12 protein-coding genes are annotated in these 13,875 nt (G+C 30.9%); 9 read left to right on the top strand and 3 right to left on the bottom strand.

From position 1 onward, the window contains the following. Positions 1 to 73 precede the first annotated feature (73 nt). Both tsaE and ACGK9U_RS10490 read left to right on the top strand, forming a co-directional pair. A complete protein-coding gene (gene tsaE / locus ACGK9U_RS10495; RefSeq protein WP_394466329.1) occupies positions 74 to 481 on the top strand; it encodes a tRNA (adenosine(37)-N6)-threonylcarbamoyltransferase complex ATPase subunit type 1 TsaE in 408 nt (135 codons plus the stop codon). Between the two features lie 278 nt (positions 482 to 759). Next, the gene (locus ACGK9U_RS10490; protein ID WP_394466328.1) at positions 760 to 1,428 is read left to right on the top strand and encodes a hypothetical protein; all 669 of its coding nucleotides are present in this window, start codon (positions 760 to 762) and stop codon (positions 1,426 to 1,428) included. Between the two features lie 3 nt (positions 1,429 to 1,431). Here the strand turns inward: ACGK9U_RS10490 and ACGK9U_RS10485 are convergent, their stop codons facing one another. Further along, on the bottom strand, positions 1,432 to 3,849 hold the full coding sequence (locus ACGK9U_RS10485; protein WP_394466327.1) for an outer membrane beta-barrel protein: 2,418 nt from the start codon (positions 3,847 to 3,849) through the stop codon (positions 1,432 to 1,434). A gap of 201 nt (positions 3,850 to 4,050) precedes the next feature. Here ACGK9U_RS10485 and ACGK9U_RS10480 point away from each other — a divergent pair, with 201 nt between their 5' ends. The 4 genes from ACGK9U_RS10480 (at position 4,051) to ACGK9U_RS10465 (ending at position 7,510) form a co-directional block, all read left to right on the top strand. Then, positions 4,051 to 5,250, top strand: a complete 1,200-nt coding sequence (locus ACGK9U_RS10480) for an alanine dehydrogenase (protein WP_394466326.1) — start codon at positions 4,051 to 4,053, stop codon at positions 5,248 to 5,250. A 122-nt stretch (positions 5,251 to 5,372) separates the two neighbouring features. Beyond that, positions 5,373 to 5,747 carry a hypothetical protein gene (locus tag ACGK9U_RS10475; protein WP_394466325.1) on the top strand — a complete coding sequence of 125 codons (375 nt, stop codon included), beginning with the start codon at positions 5,373 to 5,375 and terminating at the stop codon, positions 5,745 to 5,747. After that, positions 5,747 to 6,343: a sugar transferase gene (locus tag ACGK9U_RS10470; protein ID WP_394466324.1), complete on the top strand. Its 597-nt coding sequence runs from the start codon at positions 5,747 to 5,749 to the stop codon at positions 6,341 to 6,343. The genes ACGK9U_RS10475 and ACGK9U_RS10470 overlap by 1 nt, the downstream gene beginning before the upstream one ends. A 96-nt stretch (positions 6,344 to 6,439) precedes the next feature. Beyond that, positions 6,440 to 7,510: an SDR family NAD(P)-dependent oxidoreductase gene (locus ACGK9U_RS10465; protein ID WP_394466323.1), complete on the top strand. Its 1,071-nt coding sequence runs from the start codon at positions 6,440 to 6,442 to the stop codon at positions 7,508 to 7,510. 3 nt (positions 7,511 to 7,513) lie between these two features. On the opposite strand, the gene ACGK9U_RS10460 is transcribed toward ACGK9U_RS10465, so the two are convergent. Then, complete coding sequence (locus ACGK9U_RS10460) at positions 7,514 to 8,692, bottom strand: proline dehydrogenase family protein (RefSeq protein ID WP_394466322.1); 1,179 nt, start codon at positions 8,690 to 8,692, stop codon at positions 7,514 to 7,516. A 97-nt stretch (positions 8,693 to 8,789) separates the two neighbouring features. On the opposite strand from ACGK9U_RS10460, the gene aroB reads away from it, so the two are divergent. Further along, positions 8,790 to 9,857, top strand: coding sequence for a 3-dehydroquinate synthase (gene aroB / locus ACGK9U_RS10455; RefSeq protein WP_394466321.1), 1,068 nt, complete (start codon positions 8,790 to 8,792; stop codon positions 9,855 to 9,857). A 74-nt stretch (positions 9,858 to 9,931) separates the two neighbouring features. Here the strand turns inward: aroB and ACGK9U_RS10450 are convergent, their stop codons facing one another. Next, on the bottom strand, positions 9,932 to 11,062 hold the full coding sequence (locus ACGK9U_RS10450; RefSeq protein ID WP_394466404.1) for an aminotransferase class I/II-fold pyridoxal phosphate-dependent enzyme: 1,131 nt from the start codon (positions 11,060 to 11,062) through the stop codon (positions 9,932 to 9,934). A gap of 483 nt (positions 11,063 to 11,545) precedes the next feature. On the opposite strand from ACGK9U_RS10450, the gene ACGK9U_RS10445 reads away from it, so the two are divergent. Then, positions 11,546 to 12,553 carry an SDR family oxidoreductase gene (locus ACGK9U_RS10445; protein ID WP_394466320.1) on the top strand — a complete coding sequence of 336 codons (1,008 nt, stop codon included), beginning with the start codon at positions 11,546 to 11,548 and terminating at the stop codon, positions 12,551 to 12,553. After that, positions 12,554 to 13,834: a nucleotide sugar dehydrogenase gene (locus ACGK9U_RS10440; RefSeq protein WP_394466319.1), complete on the top strand. Its 1,281-nt coding sequence runs from the start codon at positions 12,554 to 12,556 to the stop codon at positions 13,832 to 13,834. Positions 13,835 to 13,875: the final 41 nt, after the last annotated feature.

Below are 13,875 nucleotides of genomic sequence, written 5' to 3'. Positions count from 1 at the left end.
CATCGATAAAATACACTTTTTATTAGTTTATTTTAGTTTTAATTTGTAATATTGTCTTTAAAATAAAATTAAGTTGGAAATAGAATATCAACTAAGTGATTTAGAATCTGTTGCAAAGCAATTATTAAATAATTTAAATTCAAAAACCCTTTTATTTCATGGGGAAATGGGGGTTGGTAAAACCACTTTAATAAAAGCTTTGGTAAAAGAGTTAGGAGGTAATGATGAAGTTAGCAGTCCAACGTTTTCAATAGTTAATGAATATGAATTAAAAAAAGATAAAATTTTTCATTTTGATTTATATAGAATAAAAAACTTAGAAGAAGCGTACAATTTTGGAATTGAAGATTATTTAGATGCAGGTCATTGGGTTTTTATAGAATGGCCAGAAAAAATAGAAACGATTTTAAATAACGATTTTGATAAAATAATTTTAGAGTTAAATATTCAAAATATCAGAAAATTAACCCTTAAAAGTTAAGTAAAACAATAAAGCAAAAAGCTATAAACAACAACATAAACCAACCAGAAATGTGCTAAATTTTAAGTTGTTACGGGAAACCCACAGCGAGAAATTTAAAAAAGATTGTTTTTAACATAATTTTAACATTTTGTCATACACTCCGATATAGTCTTTATTTACATTTGGGTAATTAATTAATTAAATCCCTTATAAAATGAAAACTAAAATGTATTTAATTGCATTTGCAATTATCGGAGGCATGTTGTTTACGGCTTTTACAATTAACACCCTAAGCAATGAGCAACAATCAACAAAAGTTGACAAAGCAGCAAGACCAATCCTTGCAGAAGCAAGAGTTGACAAAGCAGCAAGACCAATCCTTGCAGAAGCAAGAGTTGACAAAGCAGCAAGACCAATCCTTGCGGAAGCAAGAGTTGACAAAGCAGCAAGACCAATCCTTGCTTAATGATAAATTTGTCAGTAAAAAATTAATTATAGGGAGTCTAATTGCAACCCTTGTTGCCCTGACTCCCTATTTATTTTCTTTATATGAAAGTGTTCCAAATACACCAGTTTGGGACACTTTTTTATTTACATATAATAGTGGTTTTTTTGGGGATGCTAATTACGCGATGTGGGTGCTAACTGGCAAATTAATCCCTTTATATATATTGTTTATTTGGTTTTTTACCTGCAGGCATTGGTGGTATCATACTTTATTAGTACCAATAGCTATGTACATCTTTCAAATAGGAGTTGTGTTTAGTGGTGAAAGTAAAATTGTTGATGAATTTCAGTTAATTTATTTATTGCCAATAATGGCCATTGTTATTCCAACCATTTACTTAATTAGAGCCAAAATGTTTAACCAAATTAATACAGCAAGTAAAAGCTTACAGGAGTTGGAAGATGAATTTAAAATATCACCGAAAAGTTTTTGGGGTAAGGTCAAGCAATATTTCTAGTCATTACTTTAATCGATCTCTTTCTTCAAAATCAATTTGCTTTTTATTGTTTTTTAAATAAGAGTTTCCAAATTTGTAGGTAAACCCAAATGTAAAGGTTCTATTCTCACTCCTGTATTTGGTATATGCATTTTGATTTAAGTATTTAACAGTATTATCGAAATTTTGGGTATTAAATATATCGGTTACCCCTAAATTTAAAGACGCCCTGTCGTTCCACAACGATTTTCTCATACTTATATCCAATCCTGATCTAGAACTAGTATCTGTTGGTCCGTCGTTTGTTGCAGATATGTATGTGAATAAAACATCTGCTGACAAACTTTTATCTTTTAAAAAAGAAAAACTATTGGTTATTTCTCCATAAACGGACCACTTGTCAGCAATAAATAATTCGTCACTATCCAAGGTAAAAAATTTATTTTTATAATAAAAAAAAGATGACAATAAATATAAATTCCAGTTTGGTAGTATTTTGGTATAAGTAGTAAAATCTAAGCCATAAGAAAAAGCCGTATCTGTATTTGTATTCTTATATATAATTTGTTTGTTTTCATTATCCTGAAAAATAAATTGGAGTGTTGGATTAGCTTCATTTCTATAATACAGTTCAAAAGTGTAATTTTTATTAAATGTATAGCCCAAAGTAAAAACATCATCAATTTGAGGTTTTAAATTGGGATCGCCAATAACATACGTATTGTCATTTAAAAAATATTTGAATGGATTTAACTGACTGTATCGTGGACGGTAAATACGCTTCTTATAATTAAAGTAGATTTCATTATTGTCATTCAGTTTATTAACTATTTGCAACGAGGGAAAAAACTTTATGTATTTGGAGTTATTAATTTGATTAGTAGACAATGAGTTTCCCATAATTTTAGTATACTCAGTTCTTAATCCTGATTTTAAGCTCCATTTATTCCATTCATTTGAGTATAAAAAATAGGCAGCATAATTAGTCTCATCATATAAAAAAGTATCTGAATTTAGTAAATCTTCCTTTTTTACACCATTTTCAAAAACATATTGTGTTATAATATTACCTGTACCAATATTAGAAATTTTAATTCCAGTTTCAAACTGCGAAGTATTGCTTATTGGCAATTCATAATCTATTTGGCCTGTATATAATTTAGCATTTTGACTAGAGAATGTCTGAAATATATTGTTTCTTATAAGAGACTCATCGGGGAAAAAATAATCAGTATTTACATTTTGGAAACTTGAGAAATCATAATTTGTATGATGAACATTTATAGAGAGCTTCTCTCCTATTTTTTTAAATTTGTGCACATATTCTAAATTAAATGCCAAATTGAATGTTTCATCTACGCGTCTATTCAACGTTTTGAACGTTGAATCTAAAATTCTGCTAGAATCAAAAATCTCGGTTAAAGAATTAGAAGCGGTTTTATTATGGTCCCTTGGTAATACTAATATAGTTGTAGAAAAGCCTAAAGTGTTTCTATCGTTTAATTCATATTCAATATTGGCTTTTATATTATGGGTTCGGGTTTTACGGGTTCTTTCAAAATTTGTTTCCCAAATAGATTTAACTAAAGATTGATCATCTAAAAAGTTTATAAATTCGGTATTCTGCAAGTATTCCTTTCTTGGAGCAATACTATAATTTAAATAAGTGCTTAACTTTTTTGTTTTAAAAAAATGACTTGTTCCAAATAGGTATTTTGGATATTCGCTTCCTTGGGTATAATTACCAAATACGTTACCATTATACCCTGCAATAATATTTTTACTTGTAACAATATTTATCACCGATCCACCTTCAGCATCATATTTTGCTGATGGATTTGTAATAACTTCAATAGACTTGATATTATTTGCAGAAGTACCTTCTAAAAGTTGCTGAATCTCGGAAATAGATAAATGTACTTTCTTATCATTTATATAAACAGTTGGGATGGATTGTTTTACCGTTATTTTGCCATCATGTACCAAAACCCCTGGGGTATATTTTAAAACATCCAGCACATTGTTGTTGGAAAGCGTAGAATTTTCAACATTAAAAACCAAACGGTCTACCAAGCGATTAACAGTTGGTCGTTTAGCAACAACAGTAATACCATCTAAAGTTTCAATTTTTTCTTTAAGAACAATCGTTCCTATACTTTTTGTTTTATCAAGATTGATAGTGCTTTTGTTCTCTTCAAAACCTAAATAACTCACTATAATAGTATAGTTATTAGGCTTTAAATTTTCAAATTGAAACTCCCCATTTTCATTGGTTGTTGTTCCTTCAACGAAAGTGAAATTTTCAGCATTATATAAAACAACATTAGAGAAACTAACAGGGAAACTTCTGTCATCAACAACATTGCCTGTTAAAACAAAATTTTGTGTAACACTAATTAAAGGTAATAAGTAAAAAAAATAGATTAATAATTTTTTAGGCATATAGTTGTTTCTCTCAACAAAAATATAAATTTATACTAATTACTGGTATACTGCGTTAAATTTTGGGCTTTTTCGTTCAAATTCAAAAAATACTATTAATAATTATAAAATGCCAACTTTTAAAATCTAAAATATTATTTTTGATATGTTTCAATTCAATAAAATTTTATTTGTAATTTGAAATTTGAAAATTAAATAACCATGGGTAAACAATTATCTCCTTTTACTAAACAACAACTCTTACCACAAGAAGAAACCCTTGAGATATTTAAACGTAAGGGAGAATTATTTATTGGCATTCCCAAAGAAACTGCTTTTCAAGAAAAACGTGTTTGCCTAACGCCCGATGCTGTTTTCGCTTTAGTTAGCAACGGACACAGAGTGTTGTTAGAGTCAGGTGCTGGTGATGGCGCAAATTTTAGTGATAAAGATTATAGTGAAGCTGGTGCAGAAATAACCAACGATACTGCAAAAGTTTTTTCTTGCCCTATGATTCTTAAAGTAGAACCGCCAAGTTTAGAACAGATTAAACTTATCAATCCACAAACCATTTTAATTTCTGCTTTACAAATAAAAACACAAACCAAAAAGTATTTTGAGGCACTCGCTTCAAAGCGCATTACCGCCTTAGCATTTGAGTTTATAAGAGATTCCGATGGTACGTATCCTGCAGTAAAATCGTTGAGTGAAATTGCAGGTACGGCATCAGTTCTTATTGCTTCAGAATTACTTTCAGACACAAAAGGTGGCAATGGCTTAATGTTCGGCAACATAAGTGGCGTTCCTCCTCTAGAAGTGGTTATTTTAGGTGCTGGTACTGTTGGAGAGTTTGCTGCAAGAAGCTCCATAGGTTTAGGTGCCAATGTTAAGATTTTTGATAATTCAATTACAAAACTAAGACGCATACAAACACATTTGGGTAGACCGCTTTTCACATCTACCATCCAACCAAAAAACCTCACAAAAGCTTTAAAACGTTGCGATGTAGTAATTGGTGCCGTTCGGGGTAATAACCGATCGCCTATTGTTGTATCCGAATCTATGGTGCAAAACATGAAAAAAGGTGCCATTATTATTGATGTAAGTATAGATATGGGTGGGTGTTTTGAAACCAGCGAAGTAACATCGCATAAGCAACCTACTTTTATCAAGCATGGCGTTGTACATTATTGTGTACCAAATATCCCTGCAAGATATTCCAGAACAGCTTCAGTGTCAATTAGTAACATCTTTACACCGTATTTATTGAAAATTGCTGAAGACGGTGGATTGGAAAATTCGCTTCGTTTTGATAGAGGTTTGAAAAATGGGTTGTATTTTTACCACGGAATTTTAACCAGCAAATCTGTTGGTGAATGGTTCGATTTAAATTATAGCGATATTAATTTGATTATTTTTTAATAAATCGCTTAAATAAAACGTCTTCAAATTAAATGTAACATACATGTTAAAAGCACTTTTATTAAAAGAAATTATGGTTAAGTATGTAACATCTGACCTTAAAAAACAATTTAAATAAACAGATGAAACTAATTCAACGTATTGGCTATTATTTAGGAGGTTTTTCTCTTGGATTAATAATATTAGCTTTCTTTTTTAATGGTAAAAAAACATCGTGTAGTTATGGGCCTGATGCCCGTGTACTTAAAAATATTCGATTGAAAAAAATAGAATATTCTAACGATGCCTACTCTCAATTAACCAACAACAACTTAGATTCTACAGCTATAAACCATGTTTTGAAAAAAGGAAATATCAATTTTTCTGAGAGCAATGCAAGGCAAAAACCATGTGGCGTTTATTTGGTTGAAGGTGATTATAATGAAAAGGACATAGAATTAACTGTTGAAAACTGCGATAGCATAGCTACCATAACTAATTTTAGAATTACCCGTTAATGATTGCTAAACGTTGTTTTGACATTGTATTTTCATTTATAGGTTTAATCATTCTACTTCCTTTTCTCATTATAATAGCTCTTATTATCAAAATAGATTCCAAAGGACCTGTTCTGTTTATCCAAGGGCGTGTTGGAAAAAACAATAAAGATTTCAATATTTATAAGTTTCGTACTATGCATATGCAATCTGAAATTAAAGGATTGCTTACCATTGGAAACCACGATTCCAGAATTACCAAAGTGGGATATTTTTTAAGGCGCTATAAAATTGATGAATTTCCGCAACTTATAAACATATTAAAAGGCGATATGAGTTTTGTTGGCCCCAGGCCAGAACTTCGCCATTATGTGAATTTTTATAGTGAAGACGATATGAAAATATTTTCAGTAAGGCCAGGTATTACGGGTCTCGCTTCATTAAAATATAGAAATGAAGTAGAGCTTTTAAAAGCCGCCGAAAATCCCGAGGAATTCTTTATAAAAACGATTATTCCTGATAAATTGAAGTACAACAAAACGTATATTAAAAATCGTAGTTTCTTCTTTGATTTAAAGCTTATTCTCATCACCATTATAAAAGTTGTAACAAAATAATGCTTGGCAGTTTTCCGTTTGTATAAATAGTATATTATTTCTACTTTGTAGGTGAATTTATCCCGTAAATTAGCACTTAACCCGAATACGCATTTAATGAATCAAGATACCTGCAGCGATATAAAACAATTAATAGTAGATTCTGGATTAATTCATTCAAAAGAAAAGACCGAGAAACCGTTTCAGCACTTTAATTTTGAAAACGAAACTATATTAATTACTGGTGCTGCGGGTTCTATAGGGAGTGAACTTGCTAGACATTTATTGGTTTGTAATTACAAGAAACTTATTCTTATTGATATTGCTGAATCACCACTTTACAATTTAATTAAAGAGTTTGAAAATGAAGATTCAAACAAAATAGACTGTATCCTTTTAAATATTAACGAAACAGATTCTGTTGAATACCTTTTTAAAACCAACAAACCCACCATAATTTTTCATGCTGCAGCTTACAAACATGTGCCGTTAATGGAGAATCATCCTTATGAAGCGGTTAAAACAAATATTTTGGCAACAAAATTATTAGCAGATTTAGCTATAAAGTATGAAGTTAAAAAATTCATTTTCATATCTACCGATAAAGCAGTAAACCCTATAAATGTTATGGGTATTTCCAAACACATTGCTGAAAATTATATTATAGAATTAGCTGAAAAAAGTGAGACTCAGTTTTCAATAACCCGATTTGGAAATATTATAGGATCGAACGGTTCAGTATTACCACTTTTTATAAAGCAAATAGATTCAGGTTTACCATTAACAATAACCAGCAAAACCATTACACGTTATTTTATTGATAAACACAAGGCTTGTAATTTAATTTTGAAAATTGCTACTTTTAATAAGTTAGACGAAAATGTGTTTACCTTCAATATGGGCGAGCCCATTAAGCTGATAGATTTAGCTAATTGCCTCATAGAGCTCTATGCCAATAAGCATACTAAAACCGACATAAAAATTACAAGCTTACGCCTAGGAGAAAAACATGAAGAGGATATTATTTCAAAAAACGAATTACTTGTAGCAACTTCAGACAAAGATATTTTAATGGTGAAAAGAAAAAACAATAAACCATATAAAAAATCCGATTTTAGCAATTTGATAAATATAACTCCTTACCAATCTTCCGAAACAATAAAAAATATTCTATTAAGCTATATTTAATATTTACAGTGTTTTACGCCTTTTTTTTTCTTTAGTCAAAAGCACTAATTCTCTACCCGTCTGTCCTGCTACCGAGGTGTTTTCTTCTGCACGACGTATCAAATAAGGCATCACATCCTTCACTGGGCCAAATGGCACATATTTAGCAACATTATATCCTTTGTTGGCCAGATTAAAGCTGATATGGTCGCTCATGCCATATAATTGTCCAAACCAAACTCTGAAATCGTTGTTCTCTAAGCCTTTTTCTGCCATCAAATCCATAAGTAAATAAGAACTTGCTTCATTGTGGGTTCCTGCAAACAACCACATATCATTTAAATTATCTAGAATATAATTTAATCCAGCATTAAAGTTGTCATCTGTAGCGGCTTTGCTTTTACAAATAGGCGACTCATAACCCATCTCTTCTGCCCGTTCATTTTCTTTTTCCATATAGGCACCACGCACCAACTTATACCCTAAAAAATAACCACCTTCTTTTGCTTTTTTATGTTCGTTTTTTAAAAACGCTACTCTATCATGTCTATACATTTGTAAGGTGTTAAAAACAACAGGTTTTTCAGTATTGTATATTTTCATCATTTGGGTTACCAAGGCATCGGTAGCATCTTGTATCCAACTTTCTTCCGCATCAATTAAAACAGCAATATTATTTTCTTTAGCTTTTTTACAAACTACATGAAAACGTTCTACAACTTTTTCCCATTCCATTTGTTCCTTCTCAGTTAGGTTTTTCCCGTTACTCACTTTTTCATATGAATGGAAGCGTCCAAATCCCGAGGGTTTAAAAACAGCAAAAGGAATTGCTTTAATTTCTTTGCAAAAATCTATAATTTTTAGGGTTACATCTCGGGCATAATCAAACTCATTTTCACTTTCTTTGGCTTCTACAGAAAAATCTAAAACCGAGCTTACGCCTTTTTCATACATTTTATTAATAACAGGCAAACAATCTTCTTCATTAACGCCTCCACAAAAATGGTCAAATACCGTAGAGCGAATCAATCCTTCAATAGGTAAGTGTGCTTTTAATGCAAAATTAGTGGCGGCTGTACCTATACGAACCAAGGGTTCAATGGAAATCATTTTAAACAAAAAATAGGCACGTTCCAATTCAGAATCACTCTTTAAAGCAAAGGCAATTTCAGTATTATCAAAGATAAGGTGTTTTTTTTGCATTTTATTCAAGATTTGAAGCAAATATAATTAACCGCAAGTTATCATTTTATATAAAATCTCCTTAATTTCGTGGTTTCAAAAAAAAATTAACTATTTCATGGATTCAATTACAACAAACAATTGTACTATTCATTTTAATAACATTTGTTATTCGTCTTTAAACGAACATATTAAAGAACGAAATTTTTCTAAAATATTTATTTTGGTGGATGAAAACACACATCAATATTGCTTACCATATTTTTTAGAAAAACTGGAAACAACTATTGCTATTGAAATTATTGAAATAGAATCTGGCGAAATTAATAAAACCATTGACACCTGCGTTGGGGTTTGGAATACGCTTTCTGAACTTAATGCCGATAGAAAAAGTTTACTTATAAATATTGGCGGTGGTGTTATTACAGATTTGGGTGGTTTTGTAGCATGTACTTTTAAACGAGGTATTGCTTATGTAAATGTGCCTACTACCCTACTTTCTATGGTGGACGCATCTGTTGGTGGTAAAACTGGGGTAGATTTGGGGCATTTAAAAAATCAAATAGGCGTTATAAGCAATCCCGATTTAGTTCTTATTGATACCTATTTTCTAAACACACTCCCACAAAACCAGATGCGTTCCGGTTTAGCAGAAATGCTAAAACACGGGTTAATTAGCAATGAAAACTATTGGAACAAATTTCAAGATTTATCTAAACTTTCTTTGGATGATTTAGATGAATTGATTTATGAATCTGTGGCTATAAAAAAGAATGTGGTTGAAGAAGATCCTTTTGAAAATGGTTTGCGTAAAACTTTAAATTATGGACATACGCTTGGTCATGCTATAGAATCTTATTTTTTGAGTAATCCCAACAAAACAACATTATTACATGGCGAGGCAATTATTATAGGTATGATTTTGGCATCCTATATTTCTACTGAATTAGCGGGGTTCCCCAAACAAATTGCACACCATATCAAAACGCTTTTTATTGATTATTATGGTAAGGTAACCATTGATAAATCAGAATACGCAACCATTATCGAATTGCTTAAATACGATAAAAAGAACAACCACGGTAACATTAATTTTGTGTTGTTAGAAAACATTGGAGTACCAAGAATAGATTGTTTGGTAGATGATGCCATTATAATTGATGCCTTTGAATTTTATGCTTCATAGGCAAAAAAACAAATTTTATTAGCCATCTATGCTGCTGCATATTTTTTTTGAAAGATATGTAATACAACTGCTTATTATAAGTTTGGTGTTTTTAAAATAACACTTATAATTCTGTCTAAATCTAATTGGCTCAGATTAGATCCACTTGGTAATGAAAGTCCTTTTTCAAAAAGTTCTTCTGATGTACCGTCTGTAAAATACAAACAATTTTTAAAAACAGGTTGCATATGCATTGGTTTCCATAATGGTCTTGACTCAATATTTTCTTCTAAGAGATTCAGCCTTATTTGTTCTCTCATCTCAAATGAACTTGTTTTAATACAAGTAAGCCATCTATTAGAAAAGAAACCATTTGGCTCTTCTAAAAGTGAAATTGAATTAAAATCCGATAAATTTGCTTTATAAAAATTATAGTTGTTTCTTCTTGCTACAACGCGGCTATCTAAAACTTCCATTTGTCCACGTCCAATACCTGCTAAAACATTGCTCATCCTGTAATTAAATCCAATAGATGAATGTTCATAATGAGCTGCATTATCTTTGGCTTGGGTTGATAAAAAAATAGCTCTGTTTTTTATATCTAAATTATCAGTCACTAATGCACCGCCTCCAGAAGTTGTAATTATTTTATTGCCATTAAATGATAAAATACCTATGTCAGAAAGCATTCCACAAGCTGTATTGAAATAAGTACTTCCCAAAGCTTCTGCACTATCTTCCACTACAGGAATATCATATTTTTTAGCAATAGCATTAATTTCAGTAACTTTATAAGGCATACCGTATAGATGGACAGCTATAATGGCTTTAGGTTTTTTGTATTTTTTAATCCTATCTAAAATAGCAATTTCAAGTAATTCTGGAGACATGTTCCATGTATCCGACTCACTATCTATAAAAACAGGCGTAGCCCCTTGGTAAATAATTGGGTTTGCAGAAGCAGAAAAGGTGAAACTTTGGCATAACACCTCATCTCCTTTAGTCACATTTAATAGCAGAAGCGCTAAATGGATAGCTGCAGTTCCAGAACTTAAAACCGCAACTTGAGAATTACTTCCTAAATAATGCTGTAAATCTTTTTCAAAACCATCTATATTGGAACCTAATGGAGCAATCCAATTAGTTTCAAAGGCATCATTAACAAATTTTTGCTCCGATCCACCAATGTGAGGTGGTGATAAGTATATTTTAGTTTTAGTCAATATTAAATTTGGTATTTAAAGTGATAAAGGTTGAAAATTGATGTGTAGAAAGATGCCTTCAGCAAAACTAACATTTTAATCCACGTGGTTATTTTTTAATTGTTGAATCTGTCATATATAAACAAAATTTATTAATTATTTAGCCAAACTTTAACTGACATTAAATGCTTCAATAATACTTTATCCGTTTTGAATCGTTAGTTATTGAAAGTTAGAAAAATTAGTTGCCATTTATAAAATTAAACTAATAATACTATTGATGAATTCAATTTTATGCTTAACGGTATAAATTTAGCAATTGTTTTCGATCCATAAGCTAAGAAGAATGTTGATTTGCCAGTAGAGCAATTTAAATCAGCTAACTAAATGTTAATTTTTACATAGTTTTAAATTTCTTAGGAAAAACCACAACATTAGTATAATAGTTAACATATCTAAATATTTTTTACAATATTTGTTCTGATATTAATCGTACCAAATCTAAAAATGACCGAACAGCAATTAGAAATACTAAATAATAAGCGCATTCTTATAACGGGAGGCGCTGGCTTTATTGGGTCTAATCTGTGCGAAACCTTACTTATCAATAACATTCAAGTAGTTTGTTTAGATAATTTTTCTTCGGGAAAATTAGAAAACATAGAACCTTTCCTTAAAAATAAACTTTTCAAACTTATTAAAGGAGATATAAGGAATCTTGAAGATTGTAAAGCCGCTTGTAACAATATAGATTATGTGTTGCACCAAGCAGCTTTAGGGTCAGTGCCAAGGTCTATTAAAGATCCCATCACTACTAACGATGTGAATGTTTCGGGGTTTTTAAACATTCTTGTAGCAGCTAGAGATGCGGGCGTTAAACGCTTTGTTTACGCCGCTAGCTCATCTACATATGGAGACCATGAGGCTTTACCTAAAGTAGAAGAAACCATAGGCAAGCCACTATCTCCATACGCCATTACTAAATATGTAAACGAGTTATATGCTGATGTTTTTCATACCACCTATAATTTTGATACGATTGGGCTTAGATATTTTAATGTTTTTGGAAAAAGACAAGACCCTAATGGTGCTTATGCAGCTGTAATACCAAAATTTATACAGCAGTTTATCAATCATGAATCTCCTATCATTAACGGTGATGGAAGTTATTCAAGGGACTTTACTTATATAGATAATGTTATACAAATAAATATTAACGCGTTAACTACTTCTAATAAAGATGCTTTAAATACTATATATAATGTTGCATTTGGTGAAGAAACCACACTTTTAGAATTAACTAGTTTATTAAAATCATACTTATCTGAATTTGATTCAGAAATAAATAATGTTGAAATAAAGCACACAACAAACAGGGCAGGAGATATTCCACACTCTTTAGCATCAATTGAAAAGGCTAAAAAATTATTAAATTATCATCCAAATTATAATATTAAAAACGGCTTAAAAGAAGCTATTAATTGGTATTGGGAAAATTTAAAAAAACAAAAGTAAATGGATAGTATTAAAATTGCTATAATAGGTCTTGGTTATGTCGGATTGCCTTTAGCTAGACTTTTTGCCTCAAAATATAGTGTTGTTGGATTTGATATTAATCAAAAACGAATCAGTGAATTAAACCAAGGAAAAGATATAACCTTTGAGGTTGAAGAGAGTCTTCTTCTATCGGTTTTAAAGAAAAATTTAAATGATGATATTGGTCTATATTTATCCACAAATTTTGAAGATTTAAAAGATTGTAACCATTATATAGTAACAGTCCCTACACCAATTGACAAAAACAATAGGCCTGATTTGACACCTTTATATAAATCGAGTGAAATTGTTGGAAAGGCACTTAAACATGGTGATATTGTAATTTACGAATCAACAGTATATCCTGGTGTTACAGAAGAAGAATGCGTACCCATCCTAGAAAAAAATAGTGGATTGAAATTTAATGAAGGGTTCTATGCAGGTTATTCTCCAGAACGTATTAATCCTGGAGACAAATTACATACTGTAGATAAAATACTTAAAGTAACTTCTGGTTCTACACCCGAAATAGCAAAAAGGGTAGATTTGTTATATGCCAGTGTTATTACTGCAGGAACTTATCTTGCGCCTACAATTAAGGTCGCAGAAGCAGCAAAAGCAATTGAAAACACCCAACGTGATATAAATATTGCATTTGTGAACGAATTAGCAAAAATTTTCAATTTAATGGATATTGATACCCATGCTGTACTGGAAACAGCTGCTACCAAATGGAATTTCTTGCCTTTTAAGCCAGGTCTAGTTGGTGGGCATTGTATTGGTGTAGACCCCTACTATTTAGCTCAAAAAGCCCAAGAGATTGGATATCATCCCGAAATTATTTTGGCAGGACGTCGTGTAAATGATAGTATGGGTAAATATATAGCCTCAGAAGTTATTAAACTCATGCTTTTAAAAGATATAAAAGTTAAAGATTCTAAAATATTAATACTCGGTATAACATTTAAAGAAAACTGTCCAGATGTTCGCAATACAAAAGTTGTAGATGTTATTCGCGAATTAAAAAGTTATGGAACACATGTTGTTGTTCATGACCCTTTGGCTAATCCACAAGATGTGAAAAAGGAATATGGGATAATTACTTCAAATGCATTGCCACAAGATACTTTTGAAGCAATTGTTCTAACAGTTGCGCATAATGACTATTTAAGTATCGATTTAAGTCCTTTATTAAAGAATAATAGTGTTTTATATGATGTTAAAGGAGTTCTAAAAAAATATGTAGATGGAAGATTGTAAACCTAGAAAACATAAACTTTGAGTCAACTTATTTCAGGACG

Origin of the sequence: Mariniflexile sp. HNIBRBA6329 (assembly GCF_043558645.1) — a bacterium.
GTDB lineage: Bacteria > Bacteroidota > Bacteroidia > Flavobacteriales > Flavobacteriaceae > Mariniflexile.
This window is presented reverse-complemented; position numbering and strand designations above follow the sequence as displayed.

Coding starts and splice junctions, on each gene's coding strand:
- ACGK9U_RS10475 (WP_394466325.1), top strand. CDS start 5,373: ATGAAACTAATTCAACGTATTGGCTATTATTTAGGAGGTTTTTCTCTT.
- ACGK9U_RS10460 (WP_394466322.1), bottom strand. CDS start 8,692: ATGCAAAAAAAACACCTTATCTTTGATAATACTGAAATTGCCTTTGCT.
- ACGK9U_RS10485 (WP_394466327.1), bottom strand. CDS start 3,849: ATGCCTAAAAAATTATTAATCTATTTTTTTTACTTATTACCTTTAATT.
- ACGK9U_RS10440 (WP_394466319.1), top strand. CDS start 12,554: ATGGATAGTATTAAAATTGCTATAATAGGTCTTGGTTATGTCGGATTG.
- ACGK9U_RS10480 (WP_394466326.1), top strand. CDS start 4,051: ATGGGTAAACAATTATCTCCTTTTACTAAACAACAACTCTTACCACAA.
- ACGK9U_RS10490 (WP_394466328.1), top strand. CDS start 760: ATGAGCAACAATCAACAAAAGTTGACAAAGCAGCAAGACCAATCCTTG.
- ACGK9U_RS10445 (WP_394466320.1), top strand. CDS start 11,546: ATGACCGAACAGCAATTAGAAATACTAAATAATAAGCGCATTCTTATA.
- ACGK9U_RS10465 (WP_394466323.1), top strand. CDS start 6,440: ATGAATCAAGATACCTGCAGCGATATAAAACAATTAATAGTAGATTCT.
- ACGK9U_RS10470 (WP_394466324.1), top strand. CDS start 5,747: ATGATTGCTAAACGTTGTTTTGACATTGTATTTTCATTTATAGGTTTA.
- aroB (WP_394466321.1), top strand. CDS start 8,790: ATGGATTCAATTACAACAAACAATTGTACTATTCATTTTAATAACATT.